Origin of the sequence: Paraburkholderia sp. LEh10 (assembly GCF_017814945.1) — a bacterium.
Taxonomy (GTDB): domain Bacteria; phylum Pseudomonadota; class Gammaproteobacteria; order Burkholderiales; family Burkholderiaceae; genus Paraburkholderia.
In genome coordinates this window covers 20,404-42,655 of record NZ_JAGIPX010000035.1, presented here as the reverse complement: position 1 = coordinate 42,655, position 22,252 = coordinate 20,404, and the positions used below count along the sequence as shown (strand labels likewise).

Below are 22,252 nucleotides of genomic sequence, written 5' to 3'. Positions count from 1 at the left end.
TTGCCCCTGTGCGGGGCGGCACTTACTTTCTTTGCCGCCGCAAAGAAAGTAAGCAAAGAAAGCGGCTCACACCGCCAGTACTTGTTTTTACCCACGGGCCCTCAACGTTCCGAGCCCGGCACTTGCCCCGCGGTCTTATGCGCCCCGACGCCAACGACGGCGGTGAAATGTCTGGTGTCGTGGGCCGGTGCCGCGGGCGCCGGACAAGGTCGGACGCAAGTTGGTGCCGATGGCAACGGACGCGAACCAGTGCCTCGACAGGAGTAGTACGGGGACGCTGGGAGCCCGTGGGTAAAGGTCAAGGGTTGGCGGTGTGAGCGGCTTTCTTTGCTTACTTTCTTTGCCGCGGCAAAGAAAGCAAGTGCCGCCCCGCACAGGGGCAACGCTTGCGCCGCGAGGCGCATCGCGGATGCCCGCGCAAAGGCAAAACGAACCGCATCGCGGATGCCAGCGATAGTGGCAACGCAAATCGCATTCGCGGATGCCCAACCAAAGCAAAAAACCAAACAGCAACACCCGCGCCGCGAACGCACAACGGCCAATGCCCGCACAAGGGCAAAAAACCCCAAGACCCTACGAAACACCATATGGAAGCGGAACGCCTCAACTCAATCGAAGCCTCTCTGGCCGACCTACGCACGCGCGCGGGCGAGCTACGGGGGTATCTTTGACTACGATGCCAAGTCTGTACGACTGATCGAAGTCAACAAGGAACTCGAAGACCCGAACGTCTGGAACGACTCGCAACACGCGCAGGCGCTCGGTAAGGAAAAGAAGCTGCTCGAAGGCGTCGTCGAGGTGCTCGGCTCGCTCGAAAACGACCTGCGCGACACGAAGGAACTCTTCGACATGGCGCGCGAGGAAAACGACGAGGACACGCTCGTCGCGTGCGAGGAAGACGTCGCGAAACTGACGGCGCGCGTCGAAGACATGGAATTCCGCCGGATGTTTTCGAACCCGGCCGACCCGAACAACGCGTTCATCGACATTCAGGCGGGCGCCGGCGGCACGGAAGCGTGCGACTGGGCATCGATGCTGCTGCGCCAGTACCTGCGCTACTGCGAACGCAAAGGCTTCAAGACGGAAGTGCTCGAAGAATCGGAAGGCGACGTCGCGGGCATCAAGAGCGCGACCGTCAAGGTCGAAGGCGAATACGCGTACGGCTTCCTGCGCACCGAAACGGGCGTGCACCGCCTCGTGCGCAAGTCGCCGTTCGACTCGTCGGGCGGCCGTCATACGTCGTTCTCGTCGGTGTTCGTGTACCCGGAAATCGACGACTCGATCGAGGTCGACATCAATCCGGCCGATCTGCGCATCGATACTTACCGCGCTTCGGGCGCGGGCGGTCAGCACATCAACAAGACCGACTCCGCCGTGCGTATCACGCACTTGCCGTCGGGCATCGTCGTGCAGTGCCAGAACGACCGCTCGCAGCACCGCAACCGCGCCGAAGCGATGGCAATGCTGAAATCGCGCCTGTACGAAGCGGAAATGCGCAAGCGTCAGGCCGAGCAGGACAAGCTGGAATCGAGCAAGACCGACGTGGGCTGGGGCCACCAGATCCGCTCGTATGTGCTCGACAACAGCCGCATCAAGGATCTGCGGACCAACGTCGAAATCAGTAACACGAAGAGCGTGCTCGACGGCGATCTCGACGCGTTCATCAGCGCGAGCCTGAAACAGGGCATCTAAGCGCACCCGGCGCGGCACGTTCTGCCGCGCCGCATTTTTTCAACGCCTGTGCGCCCGCGCCGTCAAGCGCACGCGAGGCACCGGACACCGACAATCACCATGACCGAACCGACCCAGCCCAACGCTGCCCAGCAGAACGCAGTCGCCGAGTTGGACGACAACCAGATCATCGCCGAGCGCCGCGAAAAGCTGCGCGCGCTGCGTGAGCAAGGCGTCGCCTTTCCGAACGACTTCCGCCCGACCCACCACGCCGCCGACCTTCAAACCGACTACGCGGACGCCGACAAGGACGCGCTCGAAGCGAAAGCGCTGCAAGTCGCGTTGGCCGGCCGGATGATGCTCAAGCGCGTAATGGGCAAGGCGAGCTTTGCAACGGTGCGCGACGGCTCGGGCCAGATCCAGTTCTTCGTCACGCCCGCCGACGTCGGCGAAGCGACGTACGAAGCCTTCAAGAAGTGGGACCTCGGCGACATCGTCGCGGCCAAGGGCTTGCTGTTCCGCACCAACAAGGGCGAGCTGTCGGTGCGCTGCACGGAACTGCGTCTGCTGTCGAAGGCGCTGCGCCCGCTGCCCGACAAATTCCACGGCCTCGCCGACCAGGAGATGCGCTATCGCCAGCGCTACGTCGATCTGATCGTCACGGACGAAGCGCGCAAGACGTTCGTGGCGCGCACCAAGGCCGTGTCGTCGATCCGCAAGTTCATGGCCGATGCGGACTTCATGGAAGTCGAAACGCCGATGCTGCATCCGATTCCAGGCGGCGCGGCGGCCAAGCCGTTCGTCACGCACCACAACGCGCTCGACATGCAGATGTTCCTGCGGATCGCGCCGGAGCTGTATCTGAAGCGGCTGGTGGTCGGCGGCTTCGAGCGCGTATTCGAGATCAACCGGAATTTCCGTAACGAGGGCGTGTCGCCGCGTCACAATCCGGAATTCACGATGATGGAGTTCTACGCCGCGTACACCGACTACAAGTGGCTGATGGACTTCACCGAGCAGCTGATCCGCCAGGCTGCCGTCGATGCGCTCGGCAACGCGACCATCACGTATCAGGGCCGCGAACTGGATCTGTCGAAACCGTTCCATCGTCTGAGCATCACGCAGGCGATCCAGAAGTACGCGCCGCAATACACCGACGCGCAGCTTTCGGACGGCGCGTTCCTGCGCACGGAACTGAAGAAGTTCGGCGTCGACACGACGCAGCCGCAGTTCCTCAATGCCGGCATCGGCGCGCTGCAACTGGCGCTCTTCGAAGAGACGGCCGAGTCGCAGTTGTGGGAGCCGACGTTCATCATCGACTACCCCGTCGAAGTCTCGCCGCTTGCGCGCGCATCGGATACCGTCGAAGGCATCACCGAGCGCTTCGAGCTGTTCATCACGGGCCGCGAAATCGCGAACGGCTTCTCGGAACTGAATGATCCGGAAGACCAGGCGGCGCGCTTCAAGAAGCAGGTCGATCAGAAGGACGCCGGTGACGAGGAAGCGATGTACTACGACGCCGACTATATCCGCGCTCTCGAATACGGCATGCCGCCCGCAGGCGGCTGCGGGATCGGGATCGACCGTCTGGTGATGCTGCTCACCGATAGCCCGAGCATCCGTGACGTCATTCTGTTCCCGCATCTGCGGCGCGAAGACTGATCCGCGCCAGGTCTTGACTGCCTTATCCGCGCACGTCGGCGTTCGCGTCGTGCGCGGCTTCCCTCCGCCTTCTTTCCCTTCTTGCCGACGCAGATCGACCCTTTGTAACCATCGGTAAAAGCTCCGCAATTCCGGCGTCCGGTGTCCCGTCGATGAGTCCATGGAACGCAATGTCGGCGCGGACTTCCCGTGCCGGTGCAATTCTTGCGTGCGATATGCACATACGTCGCTGAGCGCCAGTGGTTACAAATTGAAACCCTGCCCCGGGTCGCATGTCCGACACTTATACGGGCGGTCCCTCGTGGAGCGGGCCGCTCGATGGCTCAAAAAGTACGGTCAACGGAAAGGTCAACTCCTGTTCAGTCGGAGGCCTACAACCATGGATAATCCGAACAATTCGCAACGCCGCCTTCATCCCCTCATCGCCGTGGCGGCAAGCGCTGTCATCATCGCCAGTCTCGCTGCAACGGCGGCCGTGACGGGCCTGTTCCCGAGGGCGTCGAGCAACGGCGCGCAAAACGATCAGACGCAAGCGGCTGCCGTCACGCAACAGCAGCCGATCGTCGATACCGCGCAGCCTGCCAATCCGACCCCGCAGCAGCAGGCGACGGCTCAACAGCAAGCTGAGCAGCAAGCCGCGCAGCAGGCTCAGGCTCAGCAGGCTCAGGCTCTGCAGACTCAAGCCCAGCAGCCGCAGCAGGCCCCGCGCGCACCGGCGCCGGGCCAGCAGTACGCGCAACAGCCGCAATACGCTCAACAACCGCAGCAGGAATACGCACCGGAGCAGCCCGCGAAACCCGCCTATTGTTCGACGTGCGGCACCGTCGAGGCGATCTCGGCAGTCCGTCAGGAGGGCCATGGCACGGGCCTCGGCGCCGTCGGCGGCGCGGTTGCGGGCGGTGTTGTCGGCAATCAGTTCGGCAGCGGCAACGGCCGGACCGCGATGACGCTGCTCGGCGCGCTCGGCGGCGGCTTCGCCGGCAATTCGGTTGAAAAGCATCTGCGCAGCACCACCAGCTATTCGGTGCGCGTGCGCATGGAAAACGGCAAGACGCGCTACTTCACGTACCACGAGCCGCCGCCGTTCCAGCAAGGCCAACGTGTGCGGGTCCAGAATGGCGCGCTGGTCGCGGGCTAGGCAAGCCGGCAAGCACGACAACCCGTGAGACGATCAGGCGCGTAGGCAACTCGCGCCACAAATGAAAAAGGCGACTCCCGCACGGGAGTCGCCTTTTCTGTGCCGTAATGCCATTACGGCGAGCGATGCAATCGCGACGCGCTCAATAGTCCGCGTCTTCGATCCACGCCGCCTGGATCGCTTCGAGGATCTTTTCGTTCGAGCGGTTCGGATCGTCGTCGAAACCATCCAGTTCCATCACCCAGCGGTGAAGATCCGTGAACCGCACCTGTTGCGGATCGATATCCGGGTGCTTGTCGGTCAAGGCCATCGCGATGTCTTGCGTGTCGGTCCACTTCATGGCTGCATGCTCCTTATTAGTGATTTTCCTTCGCGTGGTTGATCGAATAACGCGGAATCTCGACGACGAGATCGTCGCCCTCGGGCACGAGGGCCTGGCATGACAGCCGCGACTCCCGCTCGAGACCCCATGCCTTGTCGAGCAGATCGTCCTCGTCCTCTTCCGACGGTTCCAGTGCGTTGAAGCCCTCGCGCACGATTACATGACACGTCGTACACGCGCAGGACTTCTCGCACGCATGCTCGATTTCGATGCCGTTATCGAGCAGGTTGTCGCAGATGCTCTTGCCCGGCACGGCGTCGATGACCGCGCCGTCCGGACACAGTTCGACATGAGGCAGCACAACGATTTGAGGCATACAAATTCCGTTCTGGTCTGTGGGGCACGGACGCCGCCCTTCAGGCACCGTACCATTTTACTGTTGGCGCGGCCGATTTTGGCAGCGCTTCGTGCTTCAGCGGCGCGGCGCGCATTGCGATTTCGTTTCAGCGCCCCGCGCGTCTTGCGTCAGATCTCGTCGAGCTTGCGGCCCGCGAGCGCACGGCGGATGCTCTTGTTCATCCGGCGCGCGGCGAATTCGTCTGTGCCTTCAGCAAGCGCTTTGGTCGCCGTTTCGATCGCGTCGACGTCGTCGCCTGACGCGATGGCGCGCAACGCCGCCACGAGGCCGTCGAGCGTCGCGTGCTCGCCGGCGTCGAGCAATTCGCCGTCGGCGGCGAGCGCCGCTTCCGTCGCCTCGATCATCCGCTGCGCCTCGACTTGCGCCTCGCGCAACGCGCGCGCGCGCATATCGACTTCGGCCGTCTTGAAGCTGTCTTCGAGCATGCGGGCAACGTCGTCATCGGCGAGACCGTACGACGGCTTCACGACCACGGACGCCTCCACGCCCGAATGCTGCTCGCGCGCGAACACGGACAACAGCCCATCGGCATCGACCTGGTAGGTGACGCGGATGCGCGCCGCGCCCGCCGCCATCGGTGGAATGCCGCGCAACTCGAAGCGCGCGAGCGAACGGCAATCGGACACGAGTTCGCGCTCGCCCTGGACGACGTGGATCGCCATCGCCGTCTGGCCGTCCTTGAAGGTCGTGAATTCCTGCGCGCGCGCAATCGGAATCGTCGAATTGCGCGGAATGATCTTTTCGGCGAGACCGCCCATCGTTTCGACGCCCAGCGACAGCGGAATCACGTCGAGCAGCAGCCAGTCGTCGCCGTCGGCGCCGCGGTTGCCCGCGAGCAGATCGGCCTGAATCGCCGCGCCGAGCGCGACGACCTGATCGGGATCGAGATTGGTCAGGGGCGGCTGGCCGAAGTAGTTTTCAACGGCACGGCGAATGACGGGCATGCGCGTCGCGCCGCCCACCAGCACGACGCCCTTGATGTCGGCGGGCGTTACTTTCGCATCGCGCAGCGCCTTCTTCGTCGGCCCGAGCGTGCGCTGCACGAGCGCCTGCGTGATCGTTTCGAAGGTTGTTTCGTCGACGGTGACATCGATCTTCGCGCCATTCGCGAGCGTGACCTGAATGGACGCGGCCGGCGCGGACGACAGCGTTTCCTTCGCGACGCGCACCGTGTCGAGCAGATGGCGCACGTCTTCAGGTGTCAGCGACCGAGCCGGTACGTTCGCCCTTTCCAGCACGAAGCGGTACAGCGCATGATCGAAGTCGTCGCCGCCCAGCGCCGAATCGCCGCCCGCCGCGAGCACTTCGAAGACGCCCTTCGTGAGCTTCAGGATCGACAGATCGAAGGTGCCGCCGCCGAGGTCGTACACCGCGTAAAGACCTTCGGCGCCGTTGTCCAGCCCGTACGCGATCGCGGCCGCCGTCGGCTCGTTCAACAGACGCAGCACATTGAGGCCCGCGAGACGCGCGGCATCCTTGGTCGCCTGGCGCTGCGCTTCATCGAAATAGGCAGGGACCGTGATGACGGCGCCGACGAGATCGTCGCCGAGCGTGTCTTCAGCGCGCTGACGCAGCGTCGCGAGAATTTCGGCCGATACTTCGACCGGGCTCTTCACGCCGTCGATCGTGCGGATCTGCACCATGCCCGGCGCGTCGACGAAATCGTACGGCGCGTTCTCCGCATGCTCGACTTCGCTCTTGCCGCGGCCCATGAAGCGCTTGACCGAGACGATCGTGTTGCGCGGATCGGTCGCGGCTTCCGCTTTCGCGACGCGCCCGATGCGCCGGCCGCCCTTCTCCAGGTAGCGCACGACGGACGGCAGCAGATAGTGGCCTTCGTCGTCGGGCAACACGTCGGGCACGCCGCTGCGCACGGCCGCGACGAGAGAGTTGGTGGTGCCGAGGTCGATGCCGACCGCGAGACGCCGCTGGTGCGGCGCGGGCGCCATGCCGGGTTCAGAGATTTGCAGTAAAGCCATCTGGAATCTTCTTCGGGGCAGGTTTCGCCCCGGTCCTGATCAAATGTGTTCGCGTGGCGATGGTGGTGCGTTCGAACGGCAACGCAACGCGCGCATCGACACGCTAGTTGTCGAGCCGTTCGATCTGCGTGCCGATTTCCGCCGCCACGCGTTCGATGAACATCAGTTGCCGCACCGCTTCGCCTGCCGCCTGATTCGAGCCGCTGTCGAGCAACGCAGCCAGCTTCCTGAAACGCACCTTCTCTTCGTCGCGCAGTTGCGCGAGCAGCGCATCGAGTGCATCGACGTTCTTCGCGGCCGACGCGTCCTCGATCGCCTCGCGCCATTCCATCTGCTGCATCAGGAACGCGGGCTCCATCGCCGTGTTGTTCTCCGCGCCGACGTCCACGCCGCGCAGCGACAACAGGTAACGCGCGCGCCTGAGGGGATCGCGCAGCGTCTGATACGCCTCGTTCGTGCGCGTCGCCCATTGCATCGCGATGCGCTTCTGCGCGTCGCCTGCCGCGGCGAAGCGGTCCGGGTGCACCTGCGCCTGCACCGTGCGATACGCGTGGTCGAGCGTCGGCGTATCGAGCGCGAATTGCTCCGGCAGGTCGAAAAGAGCGAAGTGACTGTCGTTCAGCGAGGCCATCAGGTTACTTGCGTCCGTCTAAAGCGCGCAGCGAGGTTGAACATCGCGGCAACATGCGAATGCGCAATGCGCGCGTCGAAATTGAAAAAAGGCGGCACAGGCCGCCTTTTCAGCATGGCTCGCGCGCTTACACGCGGAACGATTCGCCGCAGCCGCACTCGTCCTTCACGTTCGGGTTGTTGAACTTGAAGCCCTCGTTCAACCCCTCGCGCGCGAAGTCGAGCTCCGTGCCGTCGATGTAAGCGAGGCTCTTCGGGTCCACCACGATCTTCACGCCGTTGCACTCGAACACCTGGTCTTCGGGCGCGAGCTCATCGACATACTCGAGCTTGTACGCGAGGCCCGAGCAACCCGTCGTGCGCACACCGAGCCGCAGTCCGACGCCCTTGCCGCGCCGGGCCAGATATTTCTGGACGTGTTGTGCTGCCTTTTCGGTCAACGTAATTGCCATAGCGTTTCTCAATGTGCGGCACGCCGCCGCTGCTCACGACCCGTGTCGCGACCCTGCCTGCTTTTCAAATCGTTCCGGCGGGCGTCGGATTCACGTTCCGATGCCGCGCCGTGCCACTGCGGCCGCGCTCAAACGCGCGCCTGCGCCCGCTTATGCGCCGATGCTTATGCCGACTGCTCCGTGCTCGCCGCGCCAGCCGTTTCGCCATGACGCTGCTTGTAGTCAGCGACGGCCGCCTTGATCGCGTCTTCCGCGAGAATCGAGCAGTGAATTTTCACGGGCGGCAGCGCCAGTTCTTCAGCGATCTGCGTGTTCTTGATGGTGAGCGCCTGGTCGAGCGTCTTGCCCTTCACCCATTCCGTGACGAGCGAGCTCGACGCAATCGCCGAACCGCAGCCATACGTCTTGAACTTCGCGTCTTCGATCACGCCGTCCGCGCCGACGCGGATCTGCAGCTTCATCACGTCGCCACAAGCCGGCGCGCCGACCATGCCGGTACCGACGGTGTCGTCGTCCTTCGCAAACGAGCCGACGTTGCGCGGGTTTTCGTAGTGGTCCAGAACCTTGTCGCTATATGCCATGTTGTCACTCCTTGATTCGATTCAACCTGCGTGCGTTTATCGACCAATCCGGCGTGCGCTCAGTGCGCGGCCCACTGGATGGTGGACAGATCGATGCCGTCCTTGTGCATTTCCCACAGCGGCGACAGGTCGCGCAGCTTCGCGATCTTGCCCTTCAGCAGGTTAATGACGTAATCGACGTCCTGTTCCGTCGTGAAGCGGCCGACCGTGAAGCGGATCGAGCTGTGCGCGAGTTCGTCGTTACGGCCGAGCGCGCGCAACACATACGACGGTTCCAGCGAAGCGGACGTGCACGCCGAACCCGACGACACGGCGACGTCCTTCACGGCCATGATCAGCGATTCGCCTTCGACGAAATTGAAGCTGATGTTCAGGTTGTGCGGGACGCGCTGCTCCATGTCGCCGTTCACATACGTTTCTTCGATTTCTTGCAGACCGCGCAGCAGCTTGTCGCGCAGCATGCGGATGCGTTCGTTTTCCGTCGCCATTTCTTCGCGCGCGATACGGAACGCTTCACCCATGCCGACGATCTGGTGCGTCGCCAGCGTGCCCGAGCGCATGCCGCGCTCGTGGCCGCCGCCGTGCATCTGCGCTTCGATGCGCACACGCGGCTTGCGGCGCACGTACAGCGCGCCGATACCCTTCGGGCCGTACGTCTTGTGCGCCGAGAACGACATCAGGTCGACCTTGAGCTTCTGCAGGTCGATTTCGACCTTGCCCGTCGCCTGTGCGGCGTCGACGTGGAAAATGATGCCCTTCTCGCGGCAGATCTCGCCGATCGTCTCGATGTCCTGGATGACGCCGATCTCGTTGTTCACGTGCATCACCGACACCAGGATCGTGTCCGCGCGCAGCGCTGCCTTGAACACGTCCAGATCGATCAGGCCGTCGTCCTTCACGTCGAGATACGTGACTTCGTAACCTTCGCGCTCCAGCTCGCGCGTGGTGTCGAGCACAGCCTTGTGCTCCGTCTTCACCGTGACGATATGCTTGCCCTTGCTCTTGTAGAAGTGCGCGGCGCCCTTGATCGCGAGGTTGTCCGATTCCGTCGCGCCCGACGTCCAGATGATTTCGCGCGGATCGGCGTTGACGAGCGCGGCGACGTTTTCGCGCGCTTCCTCGACGGCCCGCTCCGCATTCCAGCCATACGCGTGGCTGCGCGACGCCGGATTGCCGAACTGCTCGCGCAGGTACGGAATCATCTTGTCCACCACGCGCGGGTCGACAGGCGTCGTCGCGCTGTAGTCCATGTAAATGGGCAGGTGGGGAATGTCGTTATTCATCAATCGCTCCGGGGAACATCAGTGCTGTATGGCTTCGCGGGTCAGGCTGTGCACGTCTGGATGCGCGCTATCAGCCGGCCATGTTGAAAACGGAATTCGGTCCTTTGGGCACCACGCGCGGCTCGACGGCGGGCGCTTCGGTGCGCCGGTCGCGCAACACAGCCGTCGCGCCTTCGCGCGTTCGTTGCTGGTCGACCAGGTCTTTCAGGGAAACAGAGTCGAGGTACTCGACCATCTTCTGGTTCAGCGTCGACCACAGCTCATGCGTCATACAATGGCCGTCGTGATGCTTCGTGCCCTCGCACGAGCCCTTGCCGCCGCATTGCGTGGCATCGAGCGGTTCGTCGACGGCGATGATGATGTCCGCCACCGTCACGTCCTCCGCGCGGCGCGCGAGGTTGTAGCCCCCGCCCGGGCCACGCACGGACTCGACGATCTCGTGCCGGCGCAGTTTGCCGAACAGCTGCTCGAGGTAGGACAAGGAGATGTGTTGGCGCTGGCTGATACCCGCAAGCGTCACCGGGCCCTGCTCCTGGCGCAGCGCCAGGTCAATCATCGCCGTGACGGCGAAACGGCCTTTCGTGGTGAGTCTCATATGTGGTGGGAACCGCTATTCTCGACAAGTTTGGTCAAGTATAAATACATGACAAATTTAGTCAAGTATCCCTATCCCCATTTGGGTCATTTACTTAACGAAAACTCGTGCTAGAGAGTGAGTTGGGGCCGCAATACCGCAATCAGGCCGCGGCAGGCAGCTTCGCATTGGTCCAGCACGGTTTCGAAGCCGTCGCCGCCGCCGAAATACGGATCGACGACCTCGCGCGTATCGAAACCCGGCGCGCCTTTTTCCACGTCGATCGCGCCCGACGCAACCGCGCCCGTCGCGAAATCCATCAACAACCGGATCTTGTCCCGTTGAGCCGGAGGACAAACTTGCCGCAGCGCCGCGACGTTCTTGTCGTCCATGGCGATGATCAAATCGAAGCGCTCGAAATCGATGGCTCTAATCTGACGCCCACGAAATGTCGACAAATCGTAACCGCGGCTCCGGGCTGCGCGCTGCGCGCGTTCGTCGGGCGCCTCGCCGATGTGCCAGTCGCCCGTGCCCGCCGAATCGACGATCACGAGATCAGCGAGCTTCGCCTCAGCCAGCATATGCCGCATGACGCCTTCCGCAGTCGGGGAACGGCAGATGTTCCCGAGGCACACGAAGCAGATGGCGACAGTTTTCATCAATGGCTGAGCGGCGCAGCCGCAAGTGTCATAAAGGGTCAAACAGTGACGCGATTATACAAAGTCGTGCAAAATCCCGCCGGCGCCACGCCAGGCTTGCCGGCCAACCGTTCACAATACCTGCGCGGGCATCCGCGCGGTGGCGGACAGTGGCTGGGTCGGCATCGCAGCGTCGGCGCCCACAAATCCGTACGATACGGTCCGCGCGAGCTCAGCCGATACGCGATCGGCGGCCAGCGGCGACTGCGAAGATTGCGCGGCCGTCCCGTTGTACAGATGCAGGTAAGCGATTGCCACGAGCGGCAACACAATAGCCAATGGCCAATACACCGATATTTTCTTTTTCATGATTTCGTTCTCTCACATTGGGACGTCGTGCAGGGACGCACTCCGCCCAGTCGAAATGGTAGATGAGGACGCAATCCGGATAAACCCGCCCGGGCACAACACAGCGTTGTCCCCAGATGAACAGTCCGATGAGTCGATGCGCGTGCGCGGCGGGCATGGGCTAACTTTCGGTTGCCGAAAGAAATCCTTACAAAAGCACACAACGGTAATGCGCGATCGGCGCTACAAATAACGTATGGGCAATGCGCCTCTCGCTTGTCTTAACACTCAAATGAAACGTCTTATTCCTTCTCTCACGCCCACTATCGCCGCCGTGTGCGCCGCTGCGGCGCTCAGCGGTTGTGTCGCGTATCCATACGGCGGCGCACCCGCTTACGGCTATAGCGACGGCTATTACGGCGACGGCTATTACGATGGCTATGGCGTGCCCGCATACGGGTACGCGGAGCCGCCCGTGCAGTCGAGCCTGTTTCTGGGCTTCGGCGGCTATTCGGGCCGCGACTATGACCGCCACTACTGGGGGCATGGTTACGACCATGGCAACCACGATCACGGCAACTGGAACGGCGGGAACGGCGGCGGGCCGCGCGGACATCCTCCGCCGCCGGCGAATCCGCCCATGAACGCGGGTGGCAATTCCGCTGGCTGGCATGGCAACCGTCCGCCCGTGCAGGCCGGCGCGGGACAGCAACAGGGCGGCGGAAATTACGGTGGAGGCCGCAGCGTCGGTCGAGGCGATGCCTGGAACAACGACGGCGGCAGACCACACTAGTCGACGGGCGTGATCGGAAAGCGCCAGTTGGACCAGCAACGAACGAAAAGAGGCTGCATCGCTCGCGCGATGCAGCCTCTTTTTGCGGTGAGCCTTCGCGCACGCAGCTAGCCGATGTGTGTCTTGCTCGCGGCGTACAGTTCGCGGAACGTGCGGCCGACGGGCGCAGGCATCTCGCGGGTGCTCGTCCAGCCGGCGCCGAGCGGCAGCCGCGCGATCGATTTTTTCGTGCCGCCCATGCGCTCGAGAATCCGCACGGCGAGCTTCGTGAAGAGGCCATAGGCCGCCGGACGCATCGCAAGATAACCCCACAGCGCAAGTCCGGCGCGCTCCTGCCACGGCCGCAGGTGCCGCTCCATCTGACGCTCGCGCAGCTTGCGCAACAGGTCCGACAGCGGAATGCCGACGGGGCACACGCTGTTGCACTCGCCGCACAACGTCGCGGCCTGCGGCAGATCGAGCGCCTTCTCGATGCCGACGTAGCTCGGCGTCAGCACCGAGCCCATCGGCCCGGGATAGACCCAGCCGTACGTATGACCGCCGACCTTCTGATACACGGGGCAATGGTTCATGCACGCGCCGCAGCGGATGCAGCGCAGCATCTCCTGAAAGTCGCCGCCAATGAGCCCGGTCCGTCCGCCATCGACGAGCACGACGTACATATGCTCCGGCCCGTCCTGGTCGTCCGCGCGGCGCGGCCCCGTCAGGACCGAAAAATAGTTCGAGATGTCCTGCCCCGTCGCCGAGCGCGGCAAGAGACGCATCGCCGTCGCGAGATCCTCGAGCGTCGGCAGCACCTTCTCGATGCCCGTCACCGCGACATGCACGCGCGGCATCACCGTGCACATGCCTTCGTTGCCCTCATTGGTGACGAGCGCGACGGAGCCCGTCTCCGCGATCACGAAGTTGCCGCCCGTGACGCCCATGTCGGCCGTCATGAAATGCGGGCGCAGCATCTCGCGCGCTTCGCGCGTCATCTCGGGAATCTCCGTCAGGCGCGGGCGCTGGTGCGTCTTCGCGAACAGATCGGCGATCTCTTCCTTGTCCTTGTGAACGACGGGCGCGATGATGTGGCTCGGCGGCTCGTTGTCGTTGATCTGCAGGATGTACTCGCCGAGATCGGTTTCGATCGACTGCACGCCCATCTGCCCGAGCACCTCGTTCAGGCGCATCTCCTCGGACACCATCGACTTCGTCTTGATCACCTTCTTCACGTCATGCTTGCGCGCGATGTCGGCGACGAGCTTCGCGGCGTCCTGCGTCGTCTCGGCGAATAGCACGGTGACGCCGCGCCGCGTCGCCTCGCGCTCGAAGGTTTCGAGCCACACGTCGAGGTCCTGCAACGCGCGGTTGCGGCGCTCCTTGAGCGCGGCGCGCGTGGCGGGAAAATCGATCGCGGTCATCGCCGACGCCCGCGCCGACACGAATTTCGTCGACAGCTTCGTCAGGTTCTGCTGAAGGCGCTGGTCGGCGAGTTTCTGGCCCGCGCGGGCCTTGAACTGCATCGTTTGGACTTGCATGACGGCCTTGGGGATCGGGATTGTGGGTGATGACCGGCTTGCCGACCGATTGCGATCGGGCCAGCCGCACTTCAGCCGCGCACTTCAGGCGTCGCCCGCCAGCACCTGCGCGATGTGCAGCACGCGCGTGTTGGTGTCGCCCGTGCGCCGCAGACGCCCTTCAATATTCAGCATGCAGCCGAGATCGCCGAGCACCACGGCACTCGCACCGCTTGCCTGGATATTCGCGCACTTCTCGTCGACGATCGCCGTCGAGATATCGCCGAACTTCAGCGCAAAGGTGCCGCCGAAGCCGCAGCAGTGTTCGCAACCCTTCATTTCAGTGACGGCGACGCCCGCCTGCGCGAGCAATGCGCGCGGCTGCTGCTTGACGCCCAGCTCGCGCAAGCCCGAACACGAATCGTGATACGTGACGGGCCCCTGAAACTCGCCCGGCGTCAGCTCGATCTTCGCGACGGTGGCGAGAAAGTCGGTCAGCTCGTAGACCTTGGGGCGCAGCCGCGCGAAGCGGCCCATCAGTTCGGGATCGTCGGCGAAGAGATCGCCGTAGTGCGTGCGAATCATCCCGCCGCACGAGCCGGACGGCACGACGACATAGTCGAACTGCTCGAATTCGCGCAGTGTCTTTTCCGCGAGGTCGCGCGCGATGCGTCTGTCACCGGAGTTGTAGGCCGGCTGTCCGCAGCACGTCTGCGCGGGCGGGACGAAGACCTCGAAGCCCGCGCGCTCGATCAGCTTGATCGCGGAAAAGCCGATTTCGGGGCGCATCAGATCGATCAGGCAGGTGACGAAAAAACCGACTCGCATGAGTGTTCCTCCGGGGAAACGTCCCTGATTATCCGCTGTTTGAGGCGTAATACCAACGCGCAACCATCCTTACGCGCAATGAACCCCGCAATATCCGGATCCGATGACCATTTCGAACGGCGTTCGCTTTTTTCACAATACGAGATACAATCAATCTTCCGCTGTTTGACGCGTCAACCGTTTAGTCTTATGAGCGACACGAACCCGGACCCAAAAACCTCGATCCAAGTGATCGAGCGAATGATGCGCCTGCTGGATGCGCTTGCCGCGCACAGCGACCCCGTCAGCCTGAAGGAACTAGCGCAGCGCACTGACCTCCATCCATCCACCGCCCACCGCATTCTGAACGACATGGTGACGTGCCGTCTCGTCGATCGCTCGGACCCCGGCACGTACCGGCTCGGCATGCGGCTGCTGGAACTCGGCAATCTGGTCAAGGCGCGGCTGTCGGTGCGCGACGCGGCGCTGATGCCGATGCGCGAACTGCATCGGCTGACGGGCCAGACCGTGAACCTGTCGGTGCGGCAAGGCGATGAGATTGTCTATATCGAGCGTGCCTACTCCGAACGCTCCGGCATGCAGGTCGTGCGTGCGATCGGCGGCCGGGCGCCGCTGCATCTGACATCGGTGGGCAAACTCTTCCTCGCCGCCGACGAATCGACCCGCGTGCGCGCCTACGCGACCCGCACAGGCCTCTCGGGCCATACGCAGAACAGCATCACCGATCTCGCGAAGCTCGAACGCGAACTGTCCCACGTGCGCCAGCAGTCGTGCGCGCGCGACAACGAAGAGCTCGAGCTGGGTGTGCGCTGCATCGCTGCGGGCATCTACGACGATACGGGCAGGCTGGTGGCTGGCCTGTCGCTGTCGGCGCCCGCCGACCGCCTGCAGGATTCGTGGCTCGGTCAGTTGAGCAAGACGGCGCTGGTGATTTCCGAATCGCTCGGCTATCACCCGCAAGCGCAACAGGCGGCTTCGTCGTCCGCGCAGACGGCATAGCGCGCAACGCCGCGCGCTATAAAAAAGCCCCGCGACGCGGGGCTTTTCTTTGTTGCCGGGAGATTGCCGGCTCAGGTGCCCGCGCCGTTGGCGTCCGCGCTCGTGATGCGCTGCTCGCCACCGTTGTCGATCCACGTACGCAGACGTTGCGCGTCGGCGAAGCGGGAATACTTGCCCGCCGAATCGAGCAGCACCATGATCATCGGACGATCGTGGATCGTCGCCTGCATCACGAGGCACTCGCCGGCTTCGTTGATGAAGCCCGTCTTCTGCAGACCGATGTCCCAGCTCGAATTGCGCACCAGCGCATTCGTGCTGTTGTACGCGATCGTGCGCTTGCCCGTATAGACCTCGTAGCTACGATCGGTCGAGAACTTGCGGATCAGCGGGTACTGATACGCTGCGTTGACCATCTTCACCAGATCGCGCGCGCTCGAGACGTTCTGGCTCGTGAGGCCCGTCGGGTTCTCGAAGTGCGTGTCGCTCATGCCGAGCGCCTTCGCCTTTGCGTTCATCGCGGCCATGAATGCGGGACGGCCGCCCGGGAAGTAGCGCGACAGCGCTGCCGCCGCGCGGTTTTCCGACGCCATCAGCGCGATGTGCAGCATGTCTTCACGTGAAAGCACCGAACCGACCGACAGACGCGAGCCGGTGTTCTTCTCGTAATCGCGGTCTTCGTCCGTGACTTCGATCTGCTCCGTCATCGCCGCCTTCGAGTCCAGCACGACCATCGCCGTCATCAGCTTGGTGATCGAAGCGATGGGGACGACCGCGCGCGAGTTCTTGTCGAACAGCGACTCGGACGTGTTCTGGTCGACGACGTACGCGACGCTCGAACGCAGCGCCAGCACATCGGGGCTTTCATGCAGGCCAAACGCCGTGCCGACGGACGGCTGACGCGGCTCGAACGCGACGCGGCGCACCGCCGTGTGATGGCGCCCGCTCGCGGTGTACGAGACGCGGCGTTTCTTCGAGACGGCGCGCGGTTCGTCGTCGTCCTTGGCGGTGGCCTTCGCCGACGACTTGCTGGACACTTTCTCGGTGTCAGCAGCCTTCTTCGACGATTTCTTGCCGGCTTTCGCCGACTTGGCGGGAGCCGTCGCCGATGCGGCGAACGCGTCGGCCGGTGCGGCAAAAGCCGCTGCGATGACCACCGAGGCAGCCACCGACAGAGCGGTGCTAAGCGCCGCGCCCTGCATCACTTTCAGTGACGAAAACATGTCGGTTTTCATTAGTGTTCTGGTTGGAGCGGCGAGAGAGTTGTCCGCAAGTGTAGTAAAACCGTTAAAAATTAGCAATATTAAGCACTTATCACCCTTACTTAAACCGAGTTGTCACGCCCGATTGAGAAAAGGCAATAGCTTGCACATACATCATCGAAAATCCCAATGATGCGCCGGCAGGTTGCCATCGCCGTATCACTGAATGGCTTTCACTCGTTCAGCATATCGGCATGTTCAGCACAAACTTGATGAGGGGAAGTACGGTCGCGCACAGTGGTAAGACGATTGGCCCGCGCGCGTTCCGGAACGTGAGTCCGGCCGCACGAAGTACGTTTCACGCACATCGGGTCGGTCGGCTTTTAAGCAACGACTGCGAAGCAGCACGTCGCGCGTTGGACCGGGATGGAGTTTTAACGTTCCGCTACGGTTTTCGGTTTACCTAAGAATTTTACCTTTTTGACCAGAAACGCGCCGTTGGCACGCCAGCGCCTTGCCCCGCCTCGGAGAGCGAGGTTTATGCCGCACTACATCCGTGCAAACCCCTATGTGCACTCGCTTCATGGCAATGTCATAAATACTACATAACCTATTGTTTTCTCGGAGATTTCCATCTGTTGTGCGTTGCACCAAATAGTTCTTGACTTCCATCAGAGCCGTCCTAAAATGGGAACCGTTGCTGCGACGCACAATGCACTGCGTACCAGCGAATCCGATGTTGTCCAAACCCAACTCGGTCCGCGTTAGACGGGCCGGAAATCCAGGAGCGTAAACATGACTCTGCTGACCCCTGAGCAATTCGCCGCAGCGCAGAAGGCCAACCTCGAAACGCTGTTCGGCCTGACCTCGAAGGCATTCGAAGGCGTCGAGAAGCTGGTCGAACTGAATCTGCAAGTCGTCAAGTCGACGATTGCGGAAAGCCAGGAAAACGCACAACGCGCGCTGTCGGTGAAGGACGCGCAAGAACTGCTCGCGCTGCAAGCCAGCCTGACGCAGCCGGTGGCAGAAAAGGTTCTGTCGTATGGCCGTCACCTGTACGAAATCGCATCGGCTACGCAAGCTGAATTCGCACGCGTTGCTGAAGCTCAATACGAAGAGCAGAACAAGAAGGTGCAGGCGCTCGTCGAGAACGTCGCGAAGAACGCACCGGCTGGTTCGGAAACGGCTGTCGCCGTGATCAAGTCGGCTATCACGGCTGCGAACACGACGTACGAAACGGTTCACAAGGCAACGAAGCAGGCTGTCGAAATCGCTGAAAGCAACTTCAACGCGGCTGCAACGGCTGCATCGAAGGCCGCTTCGCAAGCTGCAGCACAAGCTTCGCGCACGGCAGCTTCGGCCAAGAAGGCAACTGTCTAAGAATAACGCAACGGTTTCAACGGATCGGGCTTCACCTGCGCCGACGGATGCCCCATCATCCGCCAGCGCAGCCGCGAGATGCACTGTCGAAGTGACTGGCGGAACTGAACAGAGCCGCGTGGTCAACGCTTCGGCGACCAGGCGGCCAGACGCTCCGATACGTTAAACAGCGTATCGTTTGCCCGGCTCCGGCCGGGATTTTTTTTGGCCGTTCGTTTCCCGTCCATGCATGTCTGCGACGTGCGCAGCGGCAGCAGAGACAGTCGCGGCATCCACGAAAAACGGCGCGCCCTTCTTCCGAGGGGCGCGCCGTCGTCATATGCCTGGCTTGCAAAGCGGCGTGAGCCCGCGCCGCCCGCGTCTTACTTCTTCTTTTGAGGCGGCAGGTCGGTACAGACGCCTTCGTACAGTTCAGCGGCCATGCCGATCGATTCGCCGAGCGTCGGATGCGGATGAATGGTCTTGCCGATATCCGTTGCGTCCGCGCCCATTTCGATTGCGAGACACACTTCGCTGATCAGGTCGCCCGCGTTCAGACCGACGATGCCGCCGCCGATCACGCGATGCGTCTCTTCGTCGAAGATCAGCTTCGTAAAGCCCTCATCGCGGCCGTTGGCGATCGCGCGGCCCGAAGCGGCCCACGGGAAGACGGCCTTGCCGTACTTGATGCCTTCGGCCTTGCACTGGTCTTCCGTCTTGCCCGCCCACGCAACTTCCGGATCGGTGTAGGCCACCGACGGAATCTGCATCGCATCGAAGTACGCCTTCTCGCCGTGCGCCGCTTCCGCCGCGACATGGCCTTCGTGGACGGCCTTGTGCGCGAGCATCGGCTGACCGATCACATCGCCGATCGCGAAGATGTGCGGCACGTTGGTGCGCTGCTGCTTGTCGACTTCGATGAAACCGCGATCCGTCACGGCCACGCCCGCCTTGTCCGCGCCGATCTTGTTGCCGTTCGGGCTGCGGCCCACGGCGACCAGCACGAGGTCGTAGCGCTGCGGCCCGTCGGGCGCCTTCTCGCCTTCGAACGACACGTAGATGCCGTCCGGCTTCGCTTCGGCGCCCGTGGTCTTCGTCTTCAGCATGACGTTGGCGAAACGCTCGCTGTTGAACTTCTCCCAGACCTTCACGAGATCGCGGTCAGCGCCGAGCATCAGGCCGTCGAGCATTTCGACGACGTCGATCTGCGCGCCGAGCGTCGCGTAGACGGTCGCCATTTCCAACCCGATGATGCCGCCGCCGATCACGAGCATGCGCTTCGGAATCTGGGGCAGTTCCAGCGCACCCGTCGAATCGACGACGCGCGGATCTTCAGGAATGAACGGCAGCTTCACGGCCTGCGAACCGGCCGCGATAATCGCCTGCTTGAAGCGGACGACCTTCTTGCCGCTTTCGCCCTGCACTTCCATATGATTCGGATCGACGAACGTGCCGACGCCCGTCACGACTTCGACCTTGCGCGCCTTCGCCATGCCGGCGAGTCCGCCCGTCAGCTTCTTGACGACGCCCGACTTGAAGTCGCGCAGCTTGTCGAGATCGACCTGCGGCTTGCCGAACGTAATACCGTGCGCGCCGAGCGCTTCCGCTTCGTCGATGACGAGCGCCGTATGCAGCAGCGCCTTCGACGGAATGCAGCCGACGTTCAGACACACGCCGCCGAGCGTCGAATAGCGCTCGACGAGCACGGTCTTCATGCCGAGGTCGGCGGAACGGAACGCGGCCGAGTAGCCTCCGGGGCCCGCGCCGAGCACGAGCATGTCGCATTCGATGTCGGCGGAGCCGGCGTAGCTGCCCGCTTGCGGCGCGGGCGTCGCAGCAGGCGCGGGAGCCGGCGCGGCTGCCTTCGGCGCGGGAGCGGGCGCGGCGCCGCCTGCGCCTTCGAGCAGCACGATCACGCTGCCTTCCGACACCGTATCGCCGACCTTGACCTTCAGTTCCTTGACGACGCCGGCGGCCGGGCTCGGCACGTCCATCGTCGCCTTGTCCGATTCGAGCGTGACGAGCGACTGCTCCTTCTCGACGCGGTCGCCGACCTTCACGGCGATTTCGATGACGGGCACATCCTTATAGTCGCCGATATCGGGGACCTTGATTTCCTGAACGCCGCCGCCGCCCGCTGCGGGAGCCGGCGCGGCTTTCTCGGGTTCCTGGCTGGCTTTGGCTTCGCCCGCCGTTTCGACGACGGCGATGACGGTGCCCTGTGAGACCTTGTCGCCGGCTTTGACGCGGACTTCCTTGACCGTGCCAGCCGTATCGCTGGGCACTTCCATGGACGCCTTATCCGATTCGAGCGTCATCAGCGACTGCTCTTTTTCGATCGTATCGCCCGGCTTGATATTGACTTCGATGACATCGACGTCCTTGAAATCGCCGATGTCCGGCACCTTCACTTCGACGAGACTCATAGTGTCCCCTTCTCTTATTGACCGTGTTGAAAGATGAGTCGCGAAAACCGTTAGCTCCAAAGACCCGCCGCGAACAAGCGAAGGCTGAATGCCGTCCGCCAGGGACGCGGCTTTCTCTTGCTTACTTTTCTTTGCAAGACAAAGAAAAGTAGGTGCCGCCCCGCACAGGGGCGACGCATGAAGCGAGACGACAAAGCAGGTTCAACGAGAGCGCCCGAATGACCAGATCAACCACGAGATCATCGAGCGCTAGCGACACAACCTCAACAATCAAAGAATCACACGCCGGAAATCGGCAAGAATCGACCCGAGATACGCATTGAAGCGCGCCGCCTCAGCACCGTCGATCACGCGGTGGTCATACGACAGCGACATCGGCAGCGTCAGACGCGGCACGAACTGCTTGCCGTCCCACACCGGCTTCATCGCGCTGCGCGACAGACCGAGAATCGCGACTTCCGGCGCGTTGATGATCGGCGTGAAGTTCGTGCCGCCAATGCCGCCGAGCGACGAGATCGAGAAGCAGCCGCCCTGCATCTGATCGGGCTTGAGCTTGCCTTCACGCGCGAGCTTCGACAGCTCCGTCATTTCCTTCGCGATATCGACGAGGCCCTTCTTGTCCGCATCGCGGATCACGGGGACGACGAGACCGTTCGGCGTATCGGCAGCGAAACCGACGTGGTAGTACTGCTTGAACACGAGGTTGTCGCCATCGAGGCTCGCATTGAACGTCGGGAACTTCTTCAGCGCCGCGACGACGGCTTTGATCACGAACGCGAGCATCGTGAACTTCACGCCCGCCTTTTCGTGCTCCTTGTTCAGTTGCACGCGCAACGCTTCGAGTTCCGTGATATCCGCTTCATCGTTGTTCGTGACGTGCGGGATCATCACCCAGTTGCGATGCAGGTTCGCGCCGGAAATCTTCTTGATGCGCGACAACGGCTTCGGATCGATCGGGCCGAACTTCGTGAAGTCGACCTTCGGCCACGGCAGCAGGCCAAGCTCGCCGCCGCCTGCGGCAGCGGGCGCAGCCGCCGCGGGCGCGCCGCGCTGGCCCGTCATCACGCCCTTGACGAACGCGGTGACGTCGTCCTGCGTAATACGGCCCTTCGGACCCGTGCCCGGCACGCGCGATACATCGACGCCCAACTCGCGCGCGAACTTGCGCACCGACGGCGACGCGTGGCTCGCGCGATACGCGCCGCCTTCGCCCGCCGGAATGACGGGCGCCTGCGCGAGCGCGGACGGACGCGCGGGGGCCGGTGACGGCGCGACGGGCGCGTCCGACGGCTTTTCTTCATGCTTCGCGGCAGCAGGCGCCGGAGCGGGCGCGGCCGCCGCGCCGCCGCTTTCGCCTTCCAACAGCACGATCACCGTGCCTTCCGACACCGTATCGCCGACCTTGACCTTCAGTTCCTTGACGACGCCGGCGGCCGGGCTCGGCACGTCCATC

The 22,252-nt window shown here is 63.1% G+C and carries 21 protein-coding genes; 6 read left to right on the top strand and 15 right to left on the bottom strand.

The window, feature by feature from the left end:
* The first annotated feature begins 587 nt into the window (after positions 1-587).
* The 3 genes from prfB (at position 588) to J8I87_RS26115 (ending at position 4,471) form a co-directional block, all read left to right on the top strand.
* A protein-coding gene (prfB, locus tag J8I87_RS26125) for a peptide chain release factor 2 (protein WP_209934941.1) occupies positions 588-1,692 on the top strand; the annotation gives its coding sequence in 2 pieces (ribosomal slippage) (positions 588-668 and positions 670-1,692; 1,104 coding nt in all).
* A gap of 99 nt (positions 1,693-1,791) precedes the next feature.
* On the top strand, positions 1,792-3,333 hold the full coding sequence (gene lysS / locus J8I87_RS26120) for a lysine--tRNA ligase (RefSeq protein WP_209934939.1): 1,542 nt from the start codon (positions 1,792-1,794) through the stop codon (positions 3,331-3,333).
* Between the two features lie 379 nt (positions 3,334-3,712).
* The gene (locus J8I87_RS26115; RefSeq protein WP_209934937.1) at positions 3,713-4,471 is read left to right on the top strand and encodes a glycine zipper 2TM domain-containing protein; all 759 of its coding nucleotides are present in this window, start codon (positions 3,713-3,715) and stop codon (positions 4,469-4,471) included.
* A gap of 142 nt (positions 4,472-4,613) precedes the next feature.
* Here J8I87_RS26115 and iscX read toward each other — a convergent pair whose 3' ends face one another.
* The 10 genes from iscX to J8I87_RS26065 all read right to left on the bottom strand — a co-directional run bounded on the left by iscX (position 4,614) and on the right by J8I87_RS26065 (position 11,717).
* Complete coding sequence (gene iscX / locus J8I87_RS26110) at positions 4,614-4,811, bottom strand: Fe-S cluster assembly protein IscX (RefSeq protein ID WP_075156764.1); 198 nt, start codon at positions 4,809-4,811, stop codon at positions 4,614-4,616.
* Positions 4,812-4,827: 16 nt separating this feature from the next.
* Positions 4,828-5,169 carry an ISC system 2Fe-2S type ferredoxin gene (gene fdx / locus J8I87_RS26105; protein ID WP_209934936.1) on the bottom strand — a complete coding sequence of 114 codons (342 nt, stop codon included), beginning with the start codon at positions 5,167-5,169 and terminating at the stop codon, positions 4,828-4,830.
* Between the two features lie 149 nt (positions 5,170-5,318).
* Positions 5,319-7,190, bottom strand: a complete 1,872-nt coding sequence (hscA, locus tag J8I87_RS26100) for a Fe-S protein assembly chaperone HscA (RefSeq protein WP_209934935.1) — start codon at positions 7,188-7,190, stop codon at positions 5,319-5,321.
* 103 nt (positions 7,191-7,293) lie between these two features.
* A complete protein-coding gene (hscB, locus tag J8I87_RS26095; protein ID WP_209934934.1) occupies positions 7,294-7,821 on the bottom strand; it encodes a Fe-S protein assembly co-chaperone HscB in 528 nt (175 codons plus the stop codon).
* 127 nt (positions 7,822-7,948) lie between these two features.
* Entirely contained in the window at positions 7,949-8,272 is a 324-nt protein-coding gene (gene iscA, locus J8I87_RS26090; RefSeq protein ID WP_209934933.1) for an iron-sulfur cluster assembly protein IscA, read from the bottom strand.
* Positions 8,273-8,436: 164 nt separating this feature from the next.
* A complete protein-coding gene (gene iscU / locus J8I87_RS26085; RefSeq protein ID WP_209934932.1) occupies positions 8,437-8,853 on the bottom strand; it encodes a Fe-S cluster assembly scaffold IscU in 417 nt (138 codons plus the stop codon).
* Between the two features lie 59 nt (positions 8,854-8,912).
* The gene (locus tag J8I87_RS26080; protein ID WP_209934931.1) at positions 8,913-10,136 is read right to left on the bottom strand and encodes an IscS subfamily cysteine desulfurase; all 1,224 of its coding nucleotides are present in this window, start codon (positions 10,134-10,136) and stop codon (positions 8,913-8,915) included.
* A 70-nt stretch (positions 10,137-10,206) separates the two neighbouring features.
* Positions 10,207-10,731, bottom strand: a complete 525-nt coding sequence (gene iscR, locus J8I87_RS26075; protein WP_209934930.1) for a Fe-S cluster assembly transcriptional regulator IscR — start codon at positions 10,729-10,731, stop codon at positions 10,207-10,209.
* A 110-nt stretch (positions 10,732-10,841) separates the two neighbouring features.
* The gene (locus J8I87_RS26070; RefSeq protein ID WP_209934929.1) at positions 10,842-11,369 is read right to left on the bottom strand and encodes a low molecular weight protein-tyrosine-phosphatase; all 528 of its coding nucleotides are present in this window, start codon (positions 11,367-11,369) and stop codon (positions 10,842-10,844) included.
* A gap of 111 nt (positions 11,370-11,480) precedes the next feature.
* Positions 11,481-11,717: a hypothetical protein gene (locus J8I87_RS26065; RefSeq protein WP_209934928.1), complete on the bottom strand. Its 237-nt coding sequence runs from the start codon at positions 11,715-11,717 to the stop codon at positions 11,481-11,483.
* A 271-nt stretch (positions 11,718-11,988) separates the two neighbouring features.
* Between J8I87_RS26065 and J8I87_RS26060 the strand changes: the two genes are divergently transcribed.
* A complete protein-coding gene (locus J8I87_RS26060; RefSeq protein WP_209934926.1) occupies positions 11,989-12,489 on the top strand; it encodes a hypothetical protein in 501 nt (166 codons plus the stop codon).
* A 107-nt stretch (positions 12,490-12,596) separates the two neighbouring features.
* On the opposite strand, the gene J8I87_RS26055 is transcribed toward J8I87_RS26060, so the two are convergent.
* A complete protein-coding gene (locus tag J8I87_RS26055) occupies positions 12,597-14,009 on the bottom strand; it encodes a lactate utilization protein B (RefSeq protein WP_209934925.1) in 1,413 nt (470 codons plus the stop codon).
* An 84-nt stretch (positions 14,010-14,093) separates the two neighbouring features.
* Positions 14,094-14,816 (bottom strand): (Fe-S)-binding protein, encoded by a 723-nt coding sequence (locus J8I87_RS26050; RefSeq protein WP_209934924.1) that lies wholly within the window; start codon positions 14,814-14,816, stop codon positions 14,094-14,096.
* Positions 14,817-15,005: 189 nt separating this feature from the next.
* Here J8I87_RS26050 and J8I87_RS26045 point away from each other — a divergent pair, with 189 nt between their 5' ends.
* Positions 15,006-15,815 (top strand): IclR family transcriptional regulator, encoded by an 810-nt coding sequence (locus J8I87_RS26045; protein WP_209934923.1) that lies wholly within the window; start codon positions 15,006-15,008, stop codon positions 15,813-15,815.
* Positions 15,816-15,886: 71 nt separating this feature from the next.
* Here J8I87_RS26045 and pbpG read toward each other — a convergent pair whose 3' ends face one another.
* Positions 15,887-17,047 (bottom strand): D-alanyl-D-alanine endopeptidase, encoded by a 1,161-nt coding sequence (pbpG, locus tag J8I87_RS26040; RefSeq protein WP_209934922.1) that lies wholly within the window; start codon positions 17,045-17,047, stop codon positions 15,887-15,889.
* 762 nt (positions 17,048-17,809) lie between these two features.
* Between pbpG and J8I87_RS26035 the strand changes: the two genes are divergently transcribed.
* Entirely contained in the window at positions 17,810-18,394 is a 585-nt protein-coding gene (locus J8I87_RS26035; RefSeq protein ID WP_209934921.1) for a phasin family protein, read from the top strand.
* Positions 18,395-18,756: 362 nt separating this feature from the next.
* Here J8I87_RS26035 and lpdA read toward each other — a convergent pair whose 3' ends face one another.
* Both lpdA and aceF read right to left on the bottom strand, forming a co-directional pair.
* Positions 18,757-20,799 (bottom strand): dihydrolipoyl dehydrogenase, encoded by a 2,043-nt coding sequence (gene lpdA / locus J8I87_RS26030; protein ID WP_209934920.1) that lies wholly within the window; start codon positions 20,797-20,799, stop codon positions 18,757-18,759.
* 270 nt (positions 20,800-21,069) lie between these two features.
* On the bottom strand, positions 21,070-22,252 hold a 1,183-nt coding region (gene aceF, locus J8I87_RS26025; protein WP_245254170.1), incomplete at its 5' end, for a dihydrolipoyllysine-residue acetyltransferase.